Raw genomic sequence first — 19,892 nt, 5'->3', positions numbered from 1 at the left:
AGCCTCCTATTGCTGTAGAGAATTGATCACGCTGGCAGCGCCGGCAGGATCACTGGTGATGATCATCGAGCGACTGTCGGCCGAGCTTGCCCCCGCGTTCTCAAGTGCGCATGGTAGCCACCGGCCGCGATCGATCCTCAACCGTTCCAGTTCCGCGGGATCACAAGAGAACGGGTTTGGAGAGCCGCTCTTTGGCTGTTGCATCAGTTTGGCCGACTGCGATGCCTGAACATTCTGCAACGATAGAAGTTGGGCCAGCAACGTCGTAAGATCCCCCGCCTGGGCGAGGTACTGGTTGGTGACATCGGCGTTGATCCCACGAGCCGACGAGTTCAGCTCCCAGGCGTCCTTGTATTCGGTCACCTGGCCAACGTTACCCGCCAGCGCGTCGATTGCCGCGTCGTTGGCGCCCATCTGCGATGAGCTTGAACCGAGGCCGCCAGCCGCCTTCCTGACCGCACCCATGGCCGCGTCCTGGGCCGTGCCGCCTGCGCCACCGGCCGTTACGATCGAGAATGGTGGCGGCGCGGCGGCCGGAGCCTTGCCGCTCGACACATAGTCGTTGAAGTAGCTGTTCCAACGGCCGACACCGCCGGCCCATTGGCTCTGCTCCCCTGCGTTCGATCCGTTGTAGAAGGAGGCGAGACAGGTGTAATTCGTCGCCCCGCATTGCTTCACGCCCATTCCGAGATATTTGACGCCGCCTTCGACATTCTGCTCGTTCACGTCACGGTCCAGTCCCATGGACTTGCCGGTGCCCTTGGTCAGCTGCATGACGCCTTTGACGCCGGTGTGGCTCCCGGCGCATGTGTCGAAGCGCGATTCCTGATAGGCGACGGAGAGCGCCAGGCCTTCGGGAACGCCGTACTTTTGCGCATAGTAGCGGATCATCTTCACGTTGCCCGCGTCGCGCTGCAGCGCTTCAGCAGGCGACCGGCGAAACATCTGTGAGCGGTATTTGTTCGAATAGGTGCAGACGACGCTTTTCTTCTTGTCGGTTTCGTCCTTCTTGGCCTCATCCGACTTCGTGCTGTGCTGCTCGTCCTCTTGCCGCTTGTCGAGGTTCTGCCCGTCGATGACCGCGATCTGAGCGACAGCCACGCTCATGCTTTCCGCCGTCGCGAGAGCCAGGGCCAGACAAGCGCTGCTAAGCCGCTTCGTCATGCTCGTTCTCCCATCCGCAGAAGTATGGCAGCCACATCTCCGGCTCGTCGCCGAAGGTCTCCCGGAGCCGCGCGCATTCCTTGCTGTTGGCTTCGTTCGAGGACAGGACCTTGATGAGATCGGGCATCGCCGACAAATCGAGCTTGGCTACGATCGAGTCGCTGTCGTGCTTGACGAGGAAGGTGCGTGTTTCCTTCGCGGTGCGGCGCACGAACTCGAATTCCTTCGCTGTCAGCGAGAAGCGCTCGACGTAGGAGTCCTTGCTCGCCTTCGGGTTGGGGAAGAAAATGTTGGTCTTCGTTTGCTCGATCAGCGACGACGAGATGGAGGAATTGACGACGTCCTCCGCCGTCTGCGTGCCAAAGCCAACCACGCCGTTGCGGCGACGAATGGTCTTCAGAGTTTCGTTGATGAAGGCGGCGAAAACCTCGTCATCCAACAGCTTCCAGCCTTCATCGAGGAAGAGCATGATCGGCGAGCCGTCGATGACGTCCTCAAGACGATGAAAGATATAGAGCAACGCCGCCGAGCGCAGCTTTCGGTCGCCCAGAATCTTTGTCATGTCGAAGCCGACAACCGGCTTCGAGAAATCGATGAGATCGACGGGATTGTTGAAAAGCCAGCCCTTGTCCTTCGGGTCGAGCCACGGCTGTATCCGCGCGGCCAGATCGTTCATGCCGGGCATGAGCGACCCCCGCAGCACTTCCGGCAGCAGGTCGAAGGTCCGCTGTTCGCGCGGGATCTTGTAGATCATGTCGACGGCGGCGTTGATGACGCGCATTTCCGCCACGTCCAGCGCGCCGCCTTCCGGGGTCAAAATGTAGATGAGCAGATCTTCCAGGAAAGAACGGTTTTCTGCGGTGTCCTCGAGCTGCAATGGCGCAAACCCGGTCGGCTGGGAAGGCTCCATCACCTCGTAGCGCCCGCCGAGCGCCCGCACGAAAATTTCAGCGCCGCGCATGTAGTCGAAATATACACATCGCGGACGCGGCATGATGCGCATGGCCTGCGCCATCAGGAAGGACAGCACCACGGTCTTGCCCGAGCCGGTCGGGCCGAACACCGTGAAGTGCCCGACATCGTGAACGTGGAAATTGAAGTAGTAGGCCGTCTGGCTGGTCGTTTCGAGCAAGGCAATAGGGCGTTTCCAGTGCAGCCTCTCGCGTTGGCCCGACGGGAAATTGTGTCCTGAAAAAAGGCCGGCGAAGTTAAGCGACGAGATCAACGCACGTCGCGCGATGTAGCTGAAATTTCCCGGCAGCTGCGCCCAAAAGGCTAGTTCCGTGTTCAGTGTCTCGCGGACCGGCACGATCGACATGCGCGAAAGTTCGGCCGTAATGTCGGATAGCGCACGGTTGAGCCCAGTCATGTCCGATGCCAAGGCCATGACACTCATATGATGTTGTCCGAAGACCACTTCGCCACCGGCCAGCTTGTCGGCGCCGTCGTGGACGGACTCCTCGACCGTCGTGCCCGCCTCGTCCGATCCCTCAACCTGGTTCGCGATGGTGTTGATCCTGCGCATCGCCGTTACACGGTCTTCGATCGCGAAACTCTGCGTCAGGACAAACTCATGCGGCAGGCGCAAGAGACCGTCCAAAGAGCCCGGCGCGGTGAACGGGGGGTATTCCTTGATTGACACCATGGCGCCAAGCTTGCCTGCGTCCGGTCCGCGGAATTCCAGCGCGGACTTGCCGAAAAACAGCTGCCGCGTCGCCAGCACGTCACCAAGGCTCATGCGCGGCAAAGGCATTTCCACGCCGATGCCGCCGGCGAGGATCTTCGCCAAAAATTCCGCCGGCTCGGAAAAGAAGCCGTTGCGGCGCTTCACGACCCCGTAAAGACGTGCACCATAAGCCGTAAAATCCTTGACGACTCCGTCGAGAACGTCATGCAGTTCGGCCATCGCCTCTTCGCGGGTTTCTTCGCCCGCGGTACTGATGCGGAACGCATTGAGCGCCTTGTCCACCCAGCCGACGCGACCGACCATCGGTCGGCGTATGACCGCCAGATACGCCTCGTTGACGAAAAGGTTTTTCGCCCCAAGCTCATCCATGTAGCGGGCGTCGAGCTCGGCCACGAAAGGATTGTCAAAGTCGCCTTCGATCTCCGGCGTTACGTGGCGGCGGATGATCGTTGTGTAGACCGCAAATCGAGAGGTCGAGAGATTGCGGAACGTCGTGTTGCGGTTGAACATGCGGCTGTTCAACTCGGCTTGGTCCATCGTCTGGAAGGGCAGGCCACTGAGCTGGATGACGCCGATCAGAAAGCCGCTCTTCGTCACGATCAGATTGTCATCGACATGGCGAAGGTAAGGGATGTGCATCGCCGCGGGTTTTTCACGCCGGCGCTCGCGGCCAAATTTCAGGTCGGCATCGAGGCTCATGGCGAATAGCTCCGCGCGCCCCAGAAAGTAAGGTTCGCCACCGCTCCGCGTTTGGAGACGCGCCGCTCGAAAATATGAAACATGTAGGGGTCGCGCTGGCACAGATATGCGCTGACCAGATGCACCACGCCGAACACGCCAAGGCCGAGCATGAAGCTGCTCGTGGCAATGAAGCCGATAACCGCCAGGATGCCGTTCAGAGCGAAGACCTCATAGCGCACTCCCCATTTCATCGGGGGGCGTGTCAGTGGCAGGCTGACCGGCTCGACATAGACTTCCTCGTCATCCATGTCTCAGCTGCCTCCCGCGGTCGCACGAACCGCATCCACCAGCTGGGCAGCGCCGAAGATCAGAGCGATGCCAATGATGATGGAGAAAGCCATCATCCACGCGAGCCGGCCCGTCATGGCGAGGAAGCCGAGAAAACAGACGGCGATGATGGCGAATGAACGCGCTATGTTGCCCTGCAGAACTCCGACGAACCACTCCAGCACATTTTCGACTGGCGCCGCCGACTGGGCATACGCAGTGGCTGGCGCGAGAGCTATTCCGACCGCCGAGGCCAAGGCCAGTTTCAGGGCAAATCTGCCCGCTTTCCTGTATTCCACCCTTGGCTCCTTTCAGTTGCCGAAATCCATGACATGACCACCCTGCCAAGCGTCCTCGCTTGCTGGCGGAGCGGCCGCGAGCGTCTCGGATTTGGTCAGGGCGGACTTCTTCACCACACCGCCGAACTTCCAGCGGTTCAGTATTTTCACAATGTATTCCGCCGTCTCCGGATTCACCGGAATGCCCTGGGCCTTGTAGACGCTGTTGGGCCCGGCGTTGTATGCTGCCAGCATCAGCAGCGGGTCCCCGAATTCGTCATAGAGTGACTTCAGATAGCGAAGGCCAGCCCGGACATTTGCCTGTGTATCGCAACGGTCGCTCACCCCCAGATCGGCCGCCGTGCCCGGCATCAGCTGCATGATTCCCAAGGCTCCGGCCTCTGAGGGGCCCTGACTGGCGCCGAGATCGCTTTCGGCCCATGCAATTGTCTCGGCCAGATCGGCGTCGAACCCTTCGTCCTGCGCGATTGAACGCACAAGTTGGGAGACCTCGGCACGATTTCCGGTCTCACACGCCCCCGGCCTTTGCGCCCCGACCGCGGCAAGGGCTTGCACCGGCGTTGCAAAGGCGACTGCGACGCGGTCTGATGCCCTGTCCTGGCCGTGCGCTTGCAACGGCATCGTGGCGCCAAAGAGGGTGAGCAGAAGAGCGAATCGAGTGTTCATACTGTCGCCAAAATTTAACACTTTACTATGGCTACACGCAGCCCTAGTAAAGTGTCAACACGATATCGATCACAAGGACGGATTTCGATGAAACTGACGGCCCTTTGCACGGTCTTGCTGCTCCAAGGTGCCGTCGCTTATGCTGCCGGCGCCGACGCCCCAAGTGCCTTCGCGCAGCCGTCGGAGCACTATCTGCTCCAGTTTGCCAAGCCGGGAGAGAAAGTGTTCGTCTATGAGCGCTACGATGCGAAAGGCGCGCTCTTTCAGCGCGATGCGGCGACCCTTGTCTCGCCGGTCAAGGTGCCCTCGGCGACCGAGCGCGTCATCAACGGCATGGCGTATCGACTGCGCGGCCTTGCAGCCTGTCCAAAACCAAAGATTACCTACAAGGCGCAGCAATGGGACTGCACGAAAGCCGCGCAGGACTATGAAGAGGCAATCTACAACGATCGTGCATCTGTCGTGCTTTGCAAAACACTTGTGCTGCAAAGCAAGAAGGGTGAACCCGACGCCGTGTCGTGTTTCTCTCTCGTGGGTGCGGGCAACGCCAACGACCCGTACAACGTTGCCTACGACGACGACGAAATGGTTTTTTTCGACATGGCAGCGATCGGACGCAACAAGGACGGCAAGTCGCTGCGCCCCGATCTCGAGCATTCCGCCGACCTCGGTGGACAGTTCCAGGAATGAAACAGGCGAGCTTTGCAGTGCTGGCCGCATTCTCGGTATGCGCATCGGCGCAGGCGGAGGATGCCCCCGCGTCTCCCGAACCCGCGCCCTTCGCCGTATCGAAATCGGCTCAACTGCTGACCGGAGATACCTGGCGTGACGGAGACCACCTTTTCCGCCTCTATGGCGTCCAGTCATGTCTTCGAGGCACATCAGCCGACGAGCCAAATGGGAACAAAATCGACTGCGGGAACACCTCGCTGGCGCACCTTGCTGCGCTGTTCGATAGCGCGGCGGTTACATGCCAGCCAATCGGCTACGCCCTCGACAAGGCGGTTTTTGTCGTGTGCGGTGCGCAGCTGAATGGCGAAACAATCGACGTCGGCACAGCGCTCATAGCGACCGGATACGCGTTTGCCGCAACGACAGCAAAGGGCAAAGCCGTCAATGAGAACTACCTCGTCGCGGAAATCAACGCCAAGATGAAACGTGCAGGTTTGTGGGGCACGACGTTTCAGCATCCTGTGCAGCTGCTGCTAAACAAGCGGTCGGAGAGACAACAATGAAGCACGACGATGATGCGCACAAATATTACTATCCCGTGGAAGGACGCACTGACGGCGCCATCGCCGATGCTATCGCAATTATCGCGATCATCTTGGTACCGGCGGGACTCTATGCGGCCTGGAATACCGTGGCCTCATGGATTTCAGCCCTCTTCTCCTAGGACTGCAGTTTCGCGAAAGAACCGAGCAACGCGCGAAAATCGTCGACATCAACCTCGCACCATTCGTTCCCCAACAACCGCCGGAAATAAGTTGCCTTCATTTTCATCTCAACGACATCGGCCACCGGCGCAGCGGCCGCGCGCCGACGCGCGATAGCCTCTTCCGCCATGACCGAATCCAACCGCCGGCCGATCAGGGTCGCGTCCGGCCCTTCGGCCCTCGTCCATCGCTTGCCGAGACGTTCAACCATGGCGACTGTTTGACGATGCGCCACAAGCAGATTCGCGACCCCATCGCCCTCTTCCATCACTCCGTTGTTACAGACCACTTGAATGGGCATCGACCGGCTCCATGCGCATGACAATTCGTAAATGATACCTGGGGAGGCGAGAAAAATAGGGATGGGTTCATCCCTCTGCTTCTCAGGCTCCCGAAGCCCTGGCTTCCCTACTTTTCGCTCATGCGGTCACACTCCGCCCCTGCCACCAGACAAAACGTTTCAGATTGTAGGCGAAATTGCCCACGCCGATTTTGACCTGCCGCGGGCGCGACCGGCCGATGGTGCGGATGAACAGTCCCATGCGGTCCTTCTGTTCGGCGAAAGGATAGCTCGACAAGGGCACGGGTTCCGAAACATGTCGGTTGCCGTGCTCGATATTCTTCGGCATCGACCTGCCTCTTGGCTTCTTGCGATGCACGCGGCTGATGAAGCGCGCCCTGCGGCCGATCGGGGCAGTTCAGTGCCTTGGCCGGCGGTTTGCGAGACATCTCCCACGCAACAACCGTGTTCAGCCTCTCCAGCGGGTCACCCGTCATTCGATCTTCTCCCGTGCCAGCCAAAATCGAGTTGATAAAAACGTTGATTGAGGACGAAGGCACGATAGGATACGAAGCCTAGCGAAACGGAACGAAACTAGAGCCTGTAACTTGTTGTTTAGGAACGGAAAGTTATTTCTCCCTCCGCCAAGAGACGGGAGTGATTTCAAAGAATTATTCAAACGACTAGCGGCAGCGGGTGCGGGTCGACTGTTGGGCGAAGACGGGTTTCCTGCAGGCCCATGGACGCCCGAGCTCCTTGCAGAGGCGATTTCACAGATTGATTCCAACCAGTTTGGGGTCGATCTGCGAACTGTGCAGCTATGGTTCCAAGAGAACGAGAAGGGAATTAGCACTGCCAACATTCGTTGGCTGGCGAGGATTTTTGGATGCGATGATCCGGTCGCAACTAGCGAATGGCAGATGGAGCTTAGTGCGGCGCAATCGCGGCTATCGGCCAAGAGACGAAAACGGAATAGAGCCGGAAGCAGCGTTGCCCAGGAGATTCCTGAAACGGCACTGACGGCGACCTTCGATTACGAGACAGTCTCCCCGGCAGAGCTGACGCGGGATACCGACGCCAAGGGGCCGAGCCGGCGTTTTAGTTTGGCGAGGAAATCGGAGGCGTTTTTTAGTCGCGGATCTCCCCTGAACTTACCGGCGTCGGTGTTTGCCGGTGTCACCGCTCTTGGGTTTTTATCCTATCTTACGGGGATTCACAGCGTGACATATGGCCGGGCGGATGGCGTCGTCAAGCAGGTTGGGTTTCTTTGGACAGCGAATTGGACATTCGTTTTCATGGTATTTTTGCCACTGTTTTTTGCCTTCGTGACCGAGCTGGTGACCTTTTGGAAAGATGAAGGCCGCCCAAAGCTTGTAGCGCAGGGCGACAAGATGGAAAGCGACGAAGCCTGGGCGCGCAGCGTACAAGCTTCTTCGTATTCATATTGGGCGGTTTTTTTGATTTGTGTGGTGTTCGCCGGTCTTTTTCAGTGGATCGGCGTGTCTTTAATCCCGTTGCTCAAAGGTGGTGGCAACTATGCGACGGATTGGGGCTCACTAGCGATTGTGCGCCCTGAGGTTATATCGGTGCCGGAAGCGGTCGTTTTCACGGGGCTCGCTTACCTATACATGTGCCTCTGTTTTTATCTGTTCTTCGTAGGCCTGATTTTGCTTTATACGGTGATCCATGATCTTTGGAGAATTGGAGGAGCAGCGAATGATCGGCTGGAGGTGGATTATCAACACGAGCTCCATGAAGCCAGCCTCAGGGTTATGCGTGCGATTTTTCGGTGTACTGTTTTGGGGCTTCTGATCGCCATAGTCATGAAGCTCCAGAGTGCTTACCTGACATCGCGTGGAGAGAATATTGTGGCTTGGTTGGTCGGCGATATGTCTTCCGCCTTCTATGGGCGCAATGATGTGAGCGTCGGGATCAACTACCGTAGGCCGACCCATTTCAGTAGCCTTCTTATCGCTATTTCGACCTGTGTTGTATTTCTGTACGGCTCCATCCGTTTAGGTGTCGAACGTCGGTTTTGTATGTCTTTGTGGAGGATGTCAGCGATCGTAGCGTTACTCGTGGCTGGCTACTTGCTGATCGATGCATTTGCTGGCTTTTCGATCCTTCTGGCCGTTGGAGTACTGTTCGCAATATACGGCCTGTTTGATCCAGGGTTAGGCCGCTGGCGAGCGAGCGAGTTAGGAAACAATCAGAGTGTTTCATAGTTGGCTGGATCGTTGGGACGAACGCCGGGCCCTTCGCGGAGAGGAAGGGAAGAAACCAACGGATTTCGTCCTTGACGCGGAACGCGCCTTTCCAGGTGCGAAGAAGATAACAAGTATCGAGGAATTCTGTGCCCTTGCGGACCAAGCCGTGGCTGATCCAGCCTTTTTCGATGACCCGAATGTGAGTGATCAGGGGTTTGAAAGGCTAGATGGGTGGCTAAAATTCCCATCGGACATTTCTACTGATATCGAACAGAACAATGTCGTCTCGGCGAAAATCACAGAAAGCGGGTCGTTCGACCAGGCCATGGTGATTTTTCACCATTGGAATGCAAGCGCCCGGAATCGTCAGATTGCCAACTTTTTCTCGCAGCGTGGCATCACGGTTGTCGAGATTGCTATGCCTTATCACTTCGAACGCAGCCGTCCCGGCTCCGTGCACGCCGACTATATGCTTAGCCCTAATCTCGGTCGAACGATCCAATCTGTAAGGCAGGCAGTGTTGGATGGGCGAAAACTCATACGTTGGTTGAAAAGCGAAGGCTATCGAGAGATCTCGGTTCTCGGTATGAGCTTAGGCTCCTGGGTTGCGGGCGTGGTCGCGGCGCACGACTCGGCTGTGTCAAAAGCCTCGTTGTTTCTGACGGCGGGGAGTCTAGCGGATATGGTTTGGACGGGTCGCGCGACACGATTGATACGTGATAGCCTTGAGCCTGAGATTGAGCTGACCGATCTCAGAAGGGCCTGGGGTCCACTTAACTTGGAGAATTACGTGCATAGTTTGGCACGGCCTGATCTCGATCTTCATGTTTTGTTGGCTAAGAGAGACAAAGTGGTGTTGCCAGAGCTATCGGAGAGGTTCATGCACAGGCTGAACGACGCCGGAGCTAGGCCAAATATTTTGGAATTAAACTGTGGTCACTATTCGCTCGCCATGCCGCCTTACATTTTATTGGCCGGTTTGAGCTTGAAGCGGTTTGTGTCGCGTGCTGACAAGTCGGCCCGGCGAGCATGAGTTTGGCTTTGGCCGGTGAGTTCATTAGCAGATTCTCTGGTAGGCATCACGACACGAAAGTGATGAATTTAGGGGGTCGCCCCCACTACCGGAACCGACCCTTGGAAGTGGCCGACAAAGGCACAGGCATGACACCGGCAATTGTCGAAAAGGCCACGACACCCTTCTTCTCTACTCGCGCCGGCAATCGCAGCGGGCTAGGTTGACGGCTTGTTCTCATATGGTTTCGATCCTCAAGGGAAAGCACTTCATCAGCAGCATTCCCGCCGGCGGCACAGTCGTCCATGTCAAAGTCCCCTTATCATCCCCGTCGCTGCAACAGGCTAACACGATGACGGCAGCGGCCCGACAGCGCGGCGGGGGGCGCTAGTCGGCCGCCGGGCCTGACCGGCAGGGGCGTAGGAGCGGCGCCGGCTGGAGCGAACTACAGGCCCTTTAGGAACACTCGTGGGGCGGCGAGGTGTCGGCTCTGCCAGGCGGGATCTTTTCGGAAAAGAGGAAGGTCGCTGGATCCAGTTTCAACGCCTTGGCGATCGCGGCAATCGTGTCCACGCTGATGTTGCCGCTCGCGCGCTCCAGTTTCGTGAATGTCGCCTCCGCCACACCGATGAGTTCGGCCATCTCATAGCGGTGCAAAGTACGTCGTTGTCGCTCAAAATCGATGATGTGCGCCAGCCGCTTGCGGATCGCATTGTCGTCCAACCGATGCGCCCATTCCGGAACTTTCTTACCGCCGGCGAGCAGTCCTGCAAAGGACACTTGCAAGCCGTTTGCCATGATCTGCAGCGTCGTCAATGTGACGTTATTTTTCTGACGCACAGTCTGAATGTACGTTCGGTAGGCGAGTTTTTCGCCCTCGGCGGTCCGAAACAGCTCGGCCATGTGCATATGGGATAGGCCACGTTTGGCTCGCTCCCGCTCAAGCGTCAAAGCAATGTTGGCGCGCAACGGGTTGTTGACCACGCCTCCGTCGTCTCGTTTCATAAATCGATGTAGTCGCACAAACCTGCCTTTTCGACCTATCCTTTTTCGCTCGGACCATCCATAGTAAACTGTCAAAATCCGCAGCGAGGAAAAGGCTATGACCATACTCAAATCTCTTTTGGTGGGTGCCGTCGCCATCGCGGGCACAGCGGCTCTTCCATCCGAATCAAAAGCGTCGGAATGGGGCTGTCAGGTCCTCCTATGTCTTTCCGGCGACTGGCAAGGCACCCCCTCGTGCCACCCGCCAATTTACAAGTTGATTGCGGCGATGGAAGCCCCGGGTTTTAATTGGCCGACCTGTCCGCAAGCCAACTCCAGCGCGGCGAGATTTGAGAAGTATGAGGACTGTCCGTCTGGCTGGCAAGCAGTTGGGAGCTCCGAATCCGATCAGCCGGGCTTAGGCCAAGAACGGAACATCTGCCGCATCGCGGTCGATAGGCTCTCCTTGCCCGTCGTTTTTAAAAACAGCGGCCTCGGCGGGCATCATGGAGACGGATCACGTCAGGTCCAAATCGACATCGACGGTAAGGTGGTTGCGGCAACAATCCAGACCGCGGGGAACGATCGAGGGCATTCCCTTGGTAATGGCCCCACCTACTACACCATCCCTCGACCGATGCGCGGAAAGCCCTGGTTCATCGAATATGATGACGCGAACGGCGTGCGCCAGAAAAGCTGGTTCAACCTCAACATGCCATGAGCCGGGCGATCACGCAGGACGAGGTACTATTGTCGCAATTCAAGGAGGTTTGTAGTGTTCAAGGCGCTTCTCCTGTCCACTGTGATTTTGAACACAGGCGCAGTGTCGACGGCGGCTGGTCAGAGCGACAAGCCGGGATCAAGCGTGAACAATCCTATGTGGCCCGCTTCACTGAAATGGGACTGCAAGACCGCTGCCAAAATTGTATGCGAGCGTGATGGCGGTTGCACAGTGACTGAGGACCGCTCTGGATTTGTGCTGAACTACGGCAGCAACGAAGCCGAGTTCGCAGCTGGCAATGTCAGGATCAAGCGTCACTATCAACAGACCGTGCAGGCAAGCCCTTTGCAGCAGGAAGTTAAAGTCGAACTGGCCGACAATCGCGTTCTCTGGCTGTCGGCCGTGGATGCCAGCCGCACGTATTCGGAAGCATGGGTCGGCGCCCTGAGCGAGTTGAAGGGTGGCGCGGTACTGATGCAATCCGAGGGGGTTTATTGCATGCCGCACAAGTGAGTGCGCCGAGAGGGGAGGTGAGTACGTTCGCAACCATGCCAAGAGGCGTGTTGCGAAGCACCATATTGACCTGCTCCGTGCGGCCGGCAAGTGGTTCGATCGTCGAGGGCCCGCCAAAACACCAGGTCTCCCGCCAAAAGGTCCCCGAGCCTTGCGGCAGACAGACGCTGCATCACTCTTTCACTCCCCCGCCCCAGAGCGACGACAAGCGAAATCGGCCACCCAAGGTGGTCCACATTCGCAAGTCCGCCGACCCCCAAGAACCACCGCGTCCGATCGAAGCCGTGGCCGTGCTGACTGGCTCTGCTTGGCTTCATATAAGCCTGCGCGATGCTTCGCTGTTCCCCAGTTGCGTGTCATCGTTGGCCTGCCTGAAATCGTCCAGCCGATGCTATGGGCGCTCCCAGGACCGCGGCAGTTTGACATCGCAGCCATCGGCGCGGTAGCACCGTCCAAGGCCAAGAGTCGCAGGGCAGACCGCACCCCGTCGGGCTGCGCGACCGAGACCAACTGACGCCAACCGGCACACACATCGCGCATCGGCACCGTTGATGCGACATCGGCTTTGTTGCGAGCGCGATATCTAACTTTGTTGCGATGCAGCTGGGCGCAGGCGCACCGCTGTCAGCAGGTGAGTGAGCGAAAGAACTACGTGGTGGAGGTGAGAAGTCATGCGTCGAGATTCCCGCCCCTTTACGGCAGCCACACTGGTCCCGCTTCAGAATCCGGTCTTTCGTTCGATCTGGACAGCCACGCAGATATCCAGCCTTGGCTGGCTCGTGCAAAGCGTTGCCATAAGCTGGCTCATGGCAACGATTTCGGCCTCCGATCTGATGGTTGCGCTCGTACAGGCGGCATCGACGCTGCCCGCCTTCTTCTTGTCGATTGTTGCTGGAGCGATTGCAGACAGCTTCAGCCGCCGCGGGGTAATGCTTGCTGGCCATTGCCTGATTGCGACGGCATCCGCGGCGCTGGCGCTCTCTGTGGGGCTGGGCTTTGTCAGTCCATGGCTGATCCTGGCACTTAGTTTCCTGGCCGGGTGCGGCTTTGCGTTGAACGATCCAGCCTGGCACGCCTCCGTCGGGGACATCCTGGAAAAGCGCGAGATACCCGCTGCGGTAACGCTGATGTCGGTGGGGTACAACGTTGTTCGGAGCATAGGACCGGCGCTGGGCGGTGTGATTTTGGCGTTGCTGGGACCGCTGTCGGCTTTCGTCTTCGCGGCGCTGAGCGACCTGGTCCCGTTGAGCGCTGTCTTGCGCTCCAAATGGCAAGTTCGCTCTTCGCCTCTTCCGCGCGAGCGGATGACGACGGCCATTCACGATGGCATGCGCTTCACGGCGATTTCCTCGGAGATCAGAGTGGCGATTGTGCGTGCTACCCTGTTCGGGCTGTCGAGCATCTCGATTCTTGCGTTGCTCCCCCTCCTGGTTCGCGACCAACTGGCGGGTGGGCCAATTGTTTACGGCGTCCTGTTGGCCGGCTTCGGCACAGGCGCCTTGATCGCCGGCATTAGCAATAGCTATTTGAGACGCATCACGTCCCAAAATCGATTGATCACGCTCGCGTCCGTTGCCTGCGCAACCTGTTGCCTTTTACTGGCTCTCACATCATCGGTGGCTGTAGCGGCGATCGCGCTTGCAATCGGTGGCGCAGGCTGGGTTGTCACCTGGACCGGAACCGACGTGTGTGTGCAGTTGGCAAGCCCAAGGTGGGTCGTCGGTCGCACTCTGTCGATCTATTACGCTTTGACCTACGGCGGCATGGCAGCGGGCAGCTGGATCTGGGGTACTGTCGCGCAGAATTATTCCCTGACCTGGGCTTTGGAAGGTGCTGCAGCGGCACTGTTGCTGGTTGCAGCAGCGGGTAAGCTCTTGCCGATAGAGCTATGGGAAGAATCGGATCAAGGGGCCTTCGACTTCACGCCACCAGATCTGGCCCTCGATCTGAAGCCCAGGAGCGGCCCAATTGTGGTCAAGGTGGAGTACTCGGTCCCTGAGGAGAACATCGAGGAATTTCTGCGCTGCATGCGCGAAAGGCGGCGCGTTCAGAGCCGTGCCGGTGCGCGGGACTGGACCCTCCAGCGCGACCTTCAGAAGCCCATGCTTTGGACCGAGACGTTCCGCACGCCGACATGGACGGACTATCTTCGCCTAAACCATAGGCTAACGGTGACTGACAGGGAGGTAAGCGAGCGCCTTGCCGCTCTGCAGGTCGATGGTTGTCTCCCTCGTCTGGCACTCTCGATCGAGCGGTCGACGAGACCGGCCCCGGGCAGCCAAATCCAGCCCGTGCCCTTTGTGTCCCGTCCGTAACGCCTCCGCAGTTGGAACCTGGTCGTCAGTCCTGAGCGGTCCATCACCTTCGCTTTGTTTTGCGAGGAAGCGATGGCGGTGGGATGGACAACTGGGATTGAGGGGAAGAGCGCATTCGGTGACGTTGCCGTCGGAACGTCCGAGATTGACGGCCGGCGCCGCAAAGGGCGCTCGGCCGGCCGGAGCGAGGTCTAGGCAGCAAGCATTCCCAGTGGATCGGGCTGTTTGGCTCTCGCATCCAGGAAAAAAGTCGGCGCCGCAAGAACTTGGTTGCCAGTCAAATTTTTGTTCTCTCGACGCTTCACGAATTAGGATTGGATGCTTCGCTGTTGGGCGTGATGGGAGGTAGGCTGGGGATGGCGCTGCCCGAGCGAACCCACAAAACCTTCACACGATGCAGGTAAGGCAGGGGACCACGTCGAACGTGTCGGCAGGCTGGCTGGCGTTGCTCTCGACTGAGCGGAAAGAAACATGCTGAAAATGACGCGCCTCGAGCTTCATAGGCTGGTCTGGTCGAAACCAATGGTCGAGATCGCAAGACTGCATGGCGTCAGGGACCAGCACGTCGCGCAGGCTTGCGATGCCAATGACATCGCTCGGCCGCGTGCCGGCCATTGGCAAAGAGTACGGCACGGCAAGACGGTGGAAGCCGTCTCGCTCGACAACAAGAACAATTCTCCAGAGGCGATGGTCATTATCGCCGGCGGTCGGGAGGCCCGGCCGGCTTAAATGGGGCACGACAATGAGACATCTAAGAGATCAGCGGAATGATCCGCTCAAGGTGGCGCTGAAACTGCCACCCGAAAATGGCATCTTGGCCCAGGAATCGAGCCGCCATCGCGGATTTTGCACGGATGCAGAGCAGGCAGTGTTTCAAGTCCGGACGGCGAAGTGCGGAGCAGGTAAGCTCCGGCAGGTTCAGGAAAGTACGACATAGATGATCACGATCCTTGGGGCGCCTGGAAGGCATTTCGCGCGACGCACCAATTCATCTTACTCGCGAGACATTTCATCGTTGATTGTCTGATTTTGGGCGCCGTAATTCGGAGAGCTTAGAGCGTTCGACTAGTTCGATCAGACGTCAAGACGTTTCGGTGGGACTAGGTTCGTCGGAATTTTCTCTGATTAATATTCAAGAAACTGTCTATCGGTAAGAGTATGCTTTGGAGATACATAGAGATACTTGTATCAATAGTCGAAAGTCGCATAATATCTGTTATGGAACCACCGGGCGGTTTCGCCTGTGTTGCTTTTTCCCGCTCAAACCGCCGTTCACGAAATTGTGGATTTCCTCGATAAGAAGCGATTTTGCGCTTTGCTTTTTTCGCCTGTGATGGAAGTCTCGCGTCGGTCATCACAACGCGGGACAGGATGCCGGTCAACCTTGGTTCTCCATCTCTACCTTTCAGCGTCCCTATTCCCCCTCCCTAGCTGCTGGCCTAGGAGAAAGTTCAAGTGAGCGAGGTCACAAGCTTGTTCACGAGTTCATCCGGCCCACGGTCGAACGCCCCCTCTGATCCTGGCCAACTATCCCTTCGGGCCATAAGCTGGCTCGCTCTCAGCCGACTGCATCGTCCATCATTGCCGCGCCGATGCGCCGGATCGATTCCAGAACAATCGGATGCTTATGCGGCGACCGTCACCCGACCGATTGGGTGGGAACAGCAGGCAAGAACATAGCCGTCGGCGATGTCCTCGTCGGTGATGCCGCCATTGTGCACCATATGCACCTGCCCTTCGGTCTTTCGGACCTTGCAGGTTCCGCAGATTCCCATCGAACACCCTGAAGGAATCATCAGACCCGCGGTGCGTGCTGCTGCAAGAAGGGTATCGGTCTCGGCGCATTTCGTTGTAACGCCAGACGAGACGAAGACGATCTCAGCCTGATTTTCTTCGCTCGGCACCACGTCGTTTGGCACGTCCTCGGCGTGGTCCGGCTCTGCCGCGAAGCTTTCCTGATGGTAGCGGGTCATGTCGTAGCCGAGCCCGGCAAGTGCCTCGCGGACGGCCCGCATAAAGGGCTCGGGGCCGCAGCAGAACACCTCGCGATCTAGATAATCCTGCGCCATCAGGCCCAGCATGATCTGGTTGAACATTCCTCGATAGCCAGTCCAGGACCGGAAGGGATCAGCCTCTTCGACGACCCACTTCAGATCGATGCCGATGATGCGCGAAGCCATGAGTTCCATTCTGTCACGCAGGATGATGTCTGACGGACGGCGCGCGCAGTTTATAAAAACAATGTCTGGCTCTCGACCGGAATCATAAAGCCAAGTCGTCATTGCCACCATGGGCGTGATGCCGGAACCGGCTGAGATGAAGAGGTATTTATCCGCCGGATGATGGACGATCGAAAACTTCCCCGCAGGCCCGATGGCCTTGATCCGCATGCCTTTGTGCAAATTGTCCAGCATCCACTTCGTGCCGATAGATCCATCCTGTGCCTTGACGGTGACCGTAAGCGCCGTGGGCCTCGAAGGCGAAGACGAGATCGTGTAGGTGCGATAGAGCGGCCCGCCAGGAACGGGCAGTTTCAGCGTGACGAACTGCCCCGGTTCATGATTGAACAGCGCCCGGGACGGACTCTGAAAGCTGAAGGTCACAACATTCGGTGCTTCTGGAGTGCGAGTGACGCATTCAAGCGTCTCGGCATCCGTCCAAACGGTGAGCTTGTTGAATGCACTCATCGGCTACTCCGCTGCCACCTTAAGCGACGCAAGGGCGCGCTCGATCCAGGTTGCGTACCAATCGACAAATTGTGTCACGCCGCTTTCCTGAACCGGCGAGTAGGGTCCGGGAACATAGGCGGGGGATAGGATCCCCTGCTGATTGGTTTCTACAATCTCGCGGTCCTCGTCATTGGTGGTGATCCAGACTTCAGTCAGGCGCTTGAGATCGTAGTCGACGCCTTCAACGGCGTCTTTGTTCACCAGCCAGATGGTTGTGACTTCGGTTTCCGTGGCGCTGATCGGCACGACCCGGAAAGTAAGCGAATGGTCTGGCAGAAAATGGTTCCAGGCCGATGGATAGTGAAACATCAACAGCGAGCCCGCTTCGGGCAGAGCCACCTGGCCAAGATTCTTGCGCACGGCAGCCTTACCGTCCAGCGTGTAACTTACGGCCTTTTGCTGCAATGGCATCCGTGCCACACGATATTGGCCGCCGCCTGCCAGCCGAAACTGCGCAGGTGCGCCCGCGGCTTCGCAACGATCGAAATGCGCCTGGAGCGTCGCCGAGACTGAACCGTCAGCAGAGACGCCCGCCACTTCCGGGTCTAGCGAGAATGAGCGGCAAAGTGCCGGGTGGTTGCTGCTGCAATGGTAGCATTCGCGGTTATTTTCCCACACAAGCTTCCAGTTGGCCTTTTCGATAATGGTCGACGTAAACGCTACCTTCGCATTGTTGAGGTCGTGGACCTTCAAGTAGGGAAGGGCCACTTTGGCAAACGGTTCGAAGTCTGGCGGGGTCGGCGCTATGCAGATGTAGATCAGGCCCTCCAGATTGCGCAGCTGCACCGGCTTCAGGCCATGCTTGGACATGTCGAAGTCGGACCCCATGTCATTTGCCCAGATCAGCTTGCCGTCGAGTTCATAGGTCCACTGGTGGTAGGGACAGACGAGCTTAGCCACTTGGCCATCGCGCGCCTTGCAGATCATCGAGCCGCGATGACGGCAGGAGTTATGAAAAGCGCGGATTTCGCCATCGCGGCCTCGAACAATGATCACCTCATAAGCGCCGACGCGCATCGTCACGTAGCTGCCCGTTTTCGCTAGCTGGCACGCCGGAGCCGCATAGAGCCATTCTTGGTAGAAGATGTGCTCGAGATCGAGCTGGTAAATCGTCGGCGATGTGTAGAACGGCTGCTCAAGGGCATAGCCCGGCACACGGCGCGCCAACAAACCTTGGATGGAGGGCGAGGTAGCGTTCATGCCGAAATTCCGTCGAGTCTATTTTGGGTTGAGCTATTCTCGCCTCAAAGCCCCTTGCGCAAGGGCAATTATTTTCAACCCGATTTAGCTTTGCTAACCTCTCACTTGTAGGGGGCGTATGCATGAGAGCCTGAAACGATCTGAGGATTCCCCTTGATGCCAAGACCCTATGACCTGTCCTCCATCAACGCCCTCATCTGCTTTGAGGCGGCCGCGCGCCACGCCAGTTTCAAAAGAGCCGCCCACGAATTGAACGTAACGCCCGCAGCAATCAGCCACCAGATCAAGGCGCTAGAAAGTGACCTGCGATGCAACCTCTTCCTGCGCCGGAGCCGTGGTGTCGAATTGACCGAAAAGGGGGCGTTTTTGTTCGTTGCGGTGCAGCGCGGGCTCGAGACGATCTCGGAGGCCGTCGTGCACATGCGCGATCGCTCGGACACTGTTGACGTGACCATCCGGACAACCACGGCGGTCAGCTCACTATGGCTTACGCCGAAGATTTCAGCTTTCTGGAAGAATCATCCAACCGTCACGGTCTCGCAGATCGTTAGCGACGTGCCCGCAACAGCAATCAATTGCGACCTAAGCATTCAATACGGGGATGCGCAGGAACACCTCGAGGAGTGTTACAAACTCTTCCAAGATCGGATCGTCGCCCTCGGCACCGCAAGGTTCGCCGCCGAGTACGGTATCGGCACAGTTGAAGATCTACTCATGGCGCCCCTGATTCATATGAATAACGAGGAAACCAGCTGGACCAACTGGCCGGAGTGGTTTCAGGCACTTGGATACCCAACCCCAAAGGGTCGCAGGTTTTCCGTAAACAACTACATGATCGCCCTTCAGGCTGCCCAGGACGATGTCGGTGCGGTGCTGGGTTGGGACGGGTTGGTCAAAAATCTGATGCAAGACGGGCCCCTGATCGTATTGGTGTCTCAAAGTATTCCGTCGCCCTCGGCTTTCTATCTGAAGGTCCACACCCGGGCAGGTGCAAAAGCTCGACTTTTCGCAAACTGGCTAGCCAAGAGCTTTTGAGTGGCTAAGCTGGGGGCATCGGCCGGCCCATTGATCTCAACGGGAAAAATCTCGTCTGAATTAATTCATGCCAGAGAATGCTCACCCGCCGAGGCTACGAGCCCCCCGCGTTTTTCTTGCTGGATTGTGCCCTGCCGCCGGGCACGGCCGATGAGTGGGCCGAGTACCATGTTTCGGCGGCGACCGGCGAGAGCCTGCAAAGTAAGACGTGATTAGAGGCAGAGGCAGCAAGGTTGCTGTAAATCGTCGTAATATAATTATGCAAGCATAGAAACAGAAAGGCGAGAATGCAGCCCACATTCTTTATACCCCCTGCGGACTGATGCTGATGCGCTGAGTGCGATTTCTGCGATCAAACCGCGACCTTCTTGCCTGTCGCCCTCCTGGTGCCGGCTTTTCCGACGCTTTCGACTTACGGCCTAAACCCATCGTCATGGCCAAAGCCGAGCGCGTTGCGGCGTAATTCGGTGCCATTTGCCAGCAGCCCGCCCGATTGACGAACACTGATGTCCCATGTGCGGCGGGCGTTACGCCCCGATGACCAGCACAGGGAGCTATGACGGATTTTGGGTGACGGGGTTGATCAAGCGGCGCTTTGCGGCTTCATTTCGATGACCTCGATCCCGTCCTGGAACC

General features: G+C 58.0%; 21 protein-coding genes. 10 read left to right on the top strand and 11 right to left on the bottom strand.

All coding sequences use genetic code 11. From position 1 onward, the window contains the following. Nucleotides 1–6 precede the first annotated feature (6 nt). The 5 genes from NKI70_RS29900 to NKI70_RS29880 are packed head-to-tail and all read right to left on the bottom strand — an operon-like array spanning nucleotide 7 to nucleotide 4,824. Nucleotides 7–1,164, bottom strand: a complete 1,158-nt coding sequence (locus NKI70_RS29900; protein ID WP_352725850.1) for a transglycosylase SLT domain-containing protein — start codon at nucleotides 1,162–1,164, stop codon at nucleotides 7–9. Further along, nucleotides 1,148–3,550 (bottom strand): VirB4 family type IV secretion/conjugal transfer ATPase, encoded by a 2,403-nt coding sequence (locus NKI70_RS29895; RefSeq protein ID WP_352725848.1) that lies wholly within the window; start codon nucleotides 3,548–3,550, stop codon nucleotides 1,148–1,150. The genes NKI70_RS29900 and NKI70_RS29895 overlap by 17 nt, the downstream gene beginning before the upstream one ends. Continuing rightward, a complete protein-coding gene (locus NKI70_RS29890; RefSeq protein ID WP_023720449.1) occupies nucleotides 3,547–3,840 on the bottom strand; it encodes a VirB3 family type IV secretion system protein in 294 nt (97 codons plus the stop codon). The genes NKI70_RS29895 and NKI70_RS29890 overlap by 4 nt, the downstream gene beginning before the upstream one ends. Nucleotides 3,841–3,843: 3 nt before the next feature. After that, nucleotides 3,844–4,158: a TrbC/VirB2 family type IV secretion system protein gene (locus NKI70_RS29885; protein WP_023749602.1), complete on the bottom strand. Its 315-nt coding sequence runs from the start codon at nucleotides 4,156–4,158 to the stop codon at nucleotides 3,844–3,846. 12 nt (nucleotides 4,159–4,170) lie between these two features. Next, complete coding sequence (locus tag NKI70_RS29880) at nucleotides 4,171–4,824, bottom strand: lytic transglycosylase domain-containing protein (RefSeq protein WP_352725846.1); 654 nt, start codon at nucleotides 4,822–4,824, stop codon at nucleotides 4,171–4,173. A gap of 87 nt (nucleotides 4,825–4,911) precedes the next feature. Here NKI70_RS29880 and NKI70_RS29875 point away from each other — a divergent pair, with 87 nt between their 5' ends. Genes NKI70_RS29875 through NKI70_RS29865 form a run of 3 tightly spaced genes read left to right on the top strand, consistent with a single transcriptional unit; the run spans nucleotide 4,912 to nucleotide 6,220 of the window. After that, nucleotides 4,912–5,514 (top strand): hypothetical protein, encoded by a 603-nt coding sequence (locus tag NKI70_RS29875; RefSeq protein WP_352725844.1) that lies wholly within the window; start codon nucleotides 4,912–4,914, stop codon nucleotides 5,512–5,514. Further along, on the top strand, nucleotides 5,511–6,059 hold the full coding sequence (locus tag NKI70_RS29870) for a thermonuclease family protein (RefSeq protein ID WP_352725842.1): 549 nt from the start codon (nucleotides 5,511–5,513) through the stop codon (nucleotides 6,057–6,059). The genes NKI70_RS29875 and NKI70_RS29870 overlap by 4 nt, the downstream gene beginning before the upstream one ends. Beyond that, nucleotides 6,056–6,220, top strand: coding sequence for a hypothetical protein (locus NKI70_RS29865; RefSeq protein WP_352725840.1), 165 nt, complete (start codon nucleotides 6,056–6,058; stop codon nucleotides 6,218–6,220). The genes NKI70_RS29870 and NKI70_RS29865 overlap by 4 nt, the downstream gene beginning before the upstream one ends. Here NKI70_RS29865 and NKI70_RS29860 read toward each other — a convergent pair. Further along, a complete protein-coding gene (locus NKI70_RS29860; protein ID WP_352725838.1) occupies nucleotides 6,217–6,561 on the bottom strand; it encodes a hypothetical protein in 345 nt (114 codons plus the stop codon). The genes NKI70_RS29865 and NKI70_RS29860 overlap by 4 nt on opposite strands. A gap of 118 nt (nucleotides 6,562–6,679) precedes the next feature. Beyond that, nucleotides 6,680–6,889 (bottom strand): hypothetical protein, encoded by a 210-nt coding sequence (locus NKI70_RS29855; protein ID WP_352725836.1) that lies wholly within the window; start codon nucleotides 6,887–6,889, stop codon nucleotides 6,680–6,682. 262 nt (nucleotides 6,890–7,151) lie between these two features. Here NKI70_RS29855 and NKI70_RS29850 point away from each other — a divergent pair, with 262 nt between their 5' ends. Next, a complete protein-coding gene (locus tag NKI70_RS29850; protein ID WP_352725898.1) occupies nucleotides 7,152–8,765 on the top strand; it encodes an RcgA family putative transporter in 1,614 nt (537 codons plus the stop codon). Further along, nucleotides 8,755–9,780 (top strand): RcgR family putative quorum lactone hydrolase, encoded by a 1,026-nt coding sequence (locus tag NKI70_RS29845; protein WP_352725834.1) that lies wholly within the window; start codon nucleotides 8,755–8,757, stop codon nucleotides 9,778–9,780. Before NKI70_RS29850 ends, NKI70_RS29845 begins: the two co-directional genes overlap by 11 nt. A 435-nt stretch (nucleotides 9,781–10,215) precedes the next feature. Here the strand turns inward: NKI70_RS29845 and NKI70_RS29840 are convergent, their stop codons facing one another. After that, nucleotides 10,216–10,743 carry a helix-turn-helix domain-containing protein gene (locus NKI70_RS29840; RefSeq protein ID WP_352725832.1) on the bottom strand — a complete coding sequence of 176 codons (528 nt, stop codon included), beginning with the start codon at nucleotides 10,741–10,743 and terminating at the stop codon, nucleotides 10,216–10,218. Between the two features lie 118 nt (nucleotides 10,744–10,861). On the opposite strand from NKI70_RS29840, the gene NKI70_RS29835 reads away from it, so the two are divergent. The 4 genes from NKI70_RS29835 to NKI70_RS29820 all read left to right on the top strand — a co-directional run bounded on the left by NKI70_RS29835 (nucleotide 10,862) and on the right by NKI70_RS29820 (nucleotide 15,021). After that, nucleotides 10,862–11,464 (top strand): hypothetical protein, encoded by a 603-nt coding sequence (locus NKI70_RS29835; RefSeq protein ID WP_352725830.1) that lies wholly within the window; start codon nucleotides 10,862–10,864, stop codon nucleotides 11,462–11,464. A 54-nt stretch (nucleotides 11,465–11,518) separates the two neighbouring features. After that, nucleotides 11,519–11,977, top strand: coding sequence for a hypothetical protein (locus tag NKI70_RS29830; RefSeq protein ID WP_352725828.1), 459 nt, complete (start codon nucleotides 11,519–11,521; stop codon nucleotides 11,975–11,977). A 671-nt stretch (nucleotides 11,978–12,648) separates the two neighbouring features. Continuing rightward, complete coding sequence (locus NKI70_RS29825) at nucleotides 12,649–14,292, top strand: MFS transporter (protein ID WP_352725826.1); 1,644 nt, start codon at nucleotides 12,649–12,651, stop codon at nucleotides 14,290–14,292. Nucleotides 14,293–14,763: 471 nt separating this feature from the next. Next, complete coding sequence (locus tag NKI70_RS29820; protein ID WP_352725824.1) at nucleotides 14,764–15,021, top strand: hypothetical protein; 258 nt, start codon at nucleotides 14,764–14,766, stop codon at nucleotides 15,019–15,021. 371 nt (nucleotides 15,022–15,392) lie between these two features. Here NKI70_RS29820 and NKI70_RS29815 read toward each other — a convergent pair whose 3' ends face one another. The 3 genes from NKI70_RS29815 to NKI70_RS29805 all read right to left on the bottom strand — a co-directional run bounded on the left by NKI70_RS29815 (nucleotide 15,393) and on the right by NKI70_RS29805 (nucleotide 18,221). Continuing rightward, on the bottom strand, nucleotides 15,393–15,674 hold the full coding sequence (locus NKI70_RS29815) for a hypothetical protein (protein ID WP_352725822.1): 282 nt from the start codon (nucleotides 15,672–15,674) through the stop codon (nucleotides 15,393–15,395). Between the two features lie 243 nt (nucleotides 15,675–15,917). Then, complete coding sequence (locus tag NKI70_RS29810; RefSeq protein WP_352725820.1) at nucleotides 15,918–16,979, bottom strand: FAD-binding oxidoreductase; 1,062 nt, start codon at nucleotides 16,977–16,979, stop codon at nucleotides 15,918–15,920. A gap of 3 nt (nucleotides 16,980–16,982) precedes the next feature. Beyond that, the gene (locus NKI70_RS29805) at nucleotides 16,983–18,221 is read right to left on the bottom strand and encodes an aromatic ring-hydroxylating oxygenase subunit alpha (protein ID WP_352725818.1); all 1,239 of its coding nucleotides are present in this window, start codon (nucleotides 18,219–18,221) and stop codon (nucleotides 16,983–16,985) included. Nucleotides 18,222–18,377: 156 nt separating this feature from the next. Between NKI70_RS29805 and NKI70_RS29800 the strand changes: the two genes are divergently transcribed. Further along, on the top strand, nucleotides 18,378–19,256 hold the full coding sequence (locus NKI70_RS29800; RefSeq protein ID WP_352725816.1) for a LysR family transcriptional regulator: 879 nt from the start codon (nucleotides 18,378–18,380) through the stop codon (nucleotides 19,254–19,256). Nucleotides 19,257–19,892 lie beyond the last annotated feature (636 nt).

Origin of the sequence: Mesorhizobium sp. M0500 (assembly GCF_040321165.1) — a bacterium.
Taxonomy (GTDB): Bacteria; Pseudomonadota; Alphaproteobacteria; order Rhizobiales; family Rhizobiaceae; genus Mesorhizobium.
The sequence above is the reverse complement of the archived record's forward strand: the minus strand, read 5'-3'. Positions and strand labels throughout refer to the sequence as shown.

Excerpts from the sequence above, each read along its gene's own strand:
- NKI70_RS29855 (WP_352725836.1), bottom strand. The coding sequence starts at position 6,889 with ATGCCGAAGAATATCGAGCACGGCAACCGACATGTTTCGGAACCCGTG.
- NKI70_RS29805 (WP_352725818.1), bottom strand. The coding sequence starts at position 18,221 with ATGAACGCTACCTCGCCCTCCATCCAAGGTTTGTTGGCGCGCCGTGTG.
- NKI70_RS29800 (WP_352725816.1), top strand. The coding sequence starts at position 18,378 with ATGCCAAGACCCTATGACCTGTCCTCCATCAACGCCCTCATCTGCTTT.
- NKI70_RS29895 (WP_352725848.1), bottom strand. The coding sequence starts at position 3,550 with ATGAGCCTCGATGCCGACCTGAAATTTGGCCGCGAGCGCCGGCGTGAA.
- NKI70_RS29825 (WP_352725826.1), top strand. The coding sequence starts at position 12,649 with ATGCGTCGAGATTCCCGCCCCTTTACGGCAGCCACACTGGTCCCGCTT.
- NKI70_RS29880 (WP_352725846.1), bottom strand. The coding sequence starts at position 4,824 with ATGAACACTCGATTCGCTCTTCTGCTCACCCTCTTTGGCGCCACGATG.
- NKI70_RS29810 (WP_352725820.1), bottom strand. The coding sequence starts at position 16,979 with ATGAGTGCATTCAACAAGCTCACCGTTTGGACGGATGCCGAGACGCTT.
- NKI70_RS29860 (WP_352725838.1), bottom strand. The coding sequence starts at position 6,561 with ATGCCCATTCAAGTGGTCTGTAACAACGGAGTGATGGAAGAGGGCGAT.
- NKI70_RS29875 (WP_352725844.1), top strand. The coding sequence starts at position 4,912 with ATGAAACTGACGGCCCTTTGCACGGTCTTGCTGCTCCAAGGTGCCGTC.
- NKI70_RS29900 (WP_352725850.1), bottom strand. The coding sequence starts at position 1,164 with ATGACGAAGCGGCTTAGCAGCGCTTGTCTGGCCCTGGCTCTCGCGACG.
- NKI70_RS29870 (WP_352725842.1), top strand. The coding sequence starts at position 5,511 with ATGAAACAGGCGAGCTTTGCAGTGCTGGCCGCATTCTCGGTATGCGCA.
- NKI70_RS29865 (WP_352725840.1), top strand. The coding sequence starts at position 6,056 with ATGAAGCACGACGATGATGCGCACAAATATTACTATCCCGTGGAAGGA.
- NKI70_RS29820 (WP_352725824.1), top strand. The coding sequence starts at position 14,764 with ATGCTGAAAATGACGCGCCTCGAGCTTCATAGGCTGGTCTGGTCGAAA.
- NKI70_RS29835 (WP_352725830.1), top strand. The coding sequence starts at position 10,862 with ATGACCATACTCAAATCTCTTTTGGTGGGTGCCGTCGCCATCGCGGGC.
- NKI70_RS29890 (WP_023720449.1), bottom strand. The coding sequence starts at position 3,840 with ATGGATGACGAGGAAGTCTATGTCGAGCCGGTCAGCCTGCCACTGACA.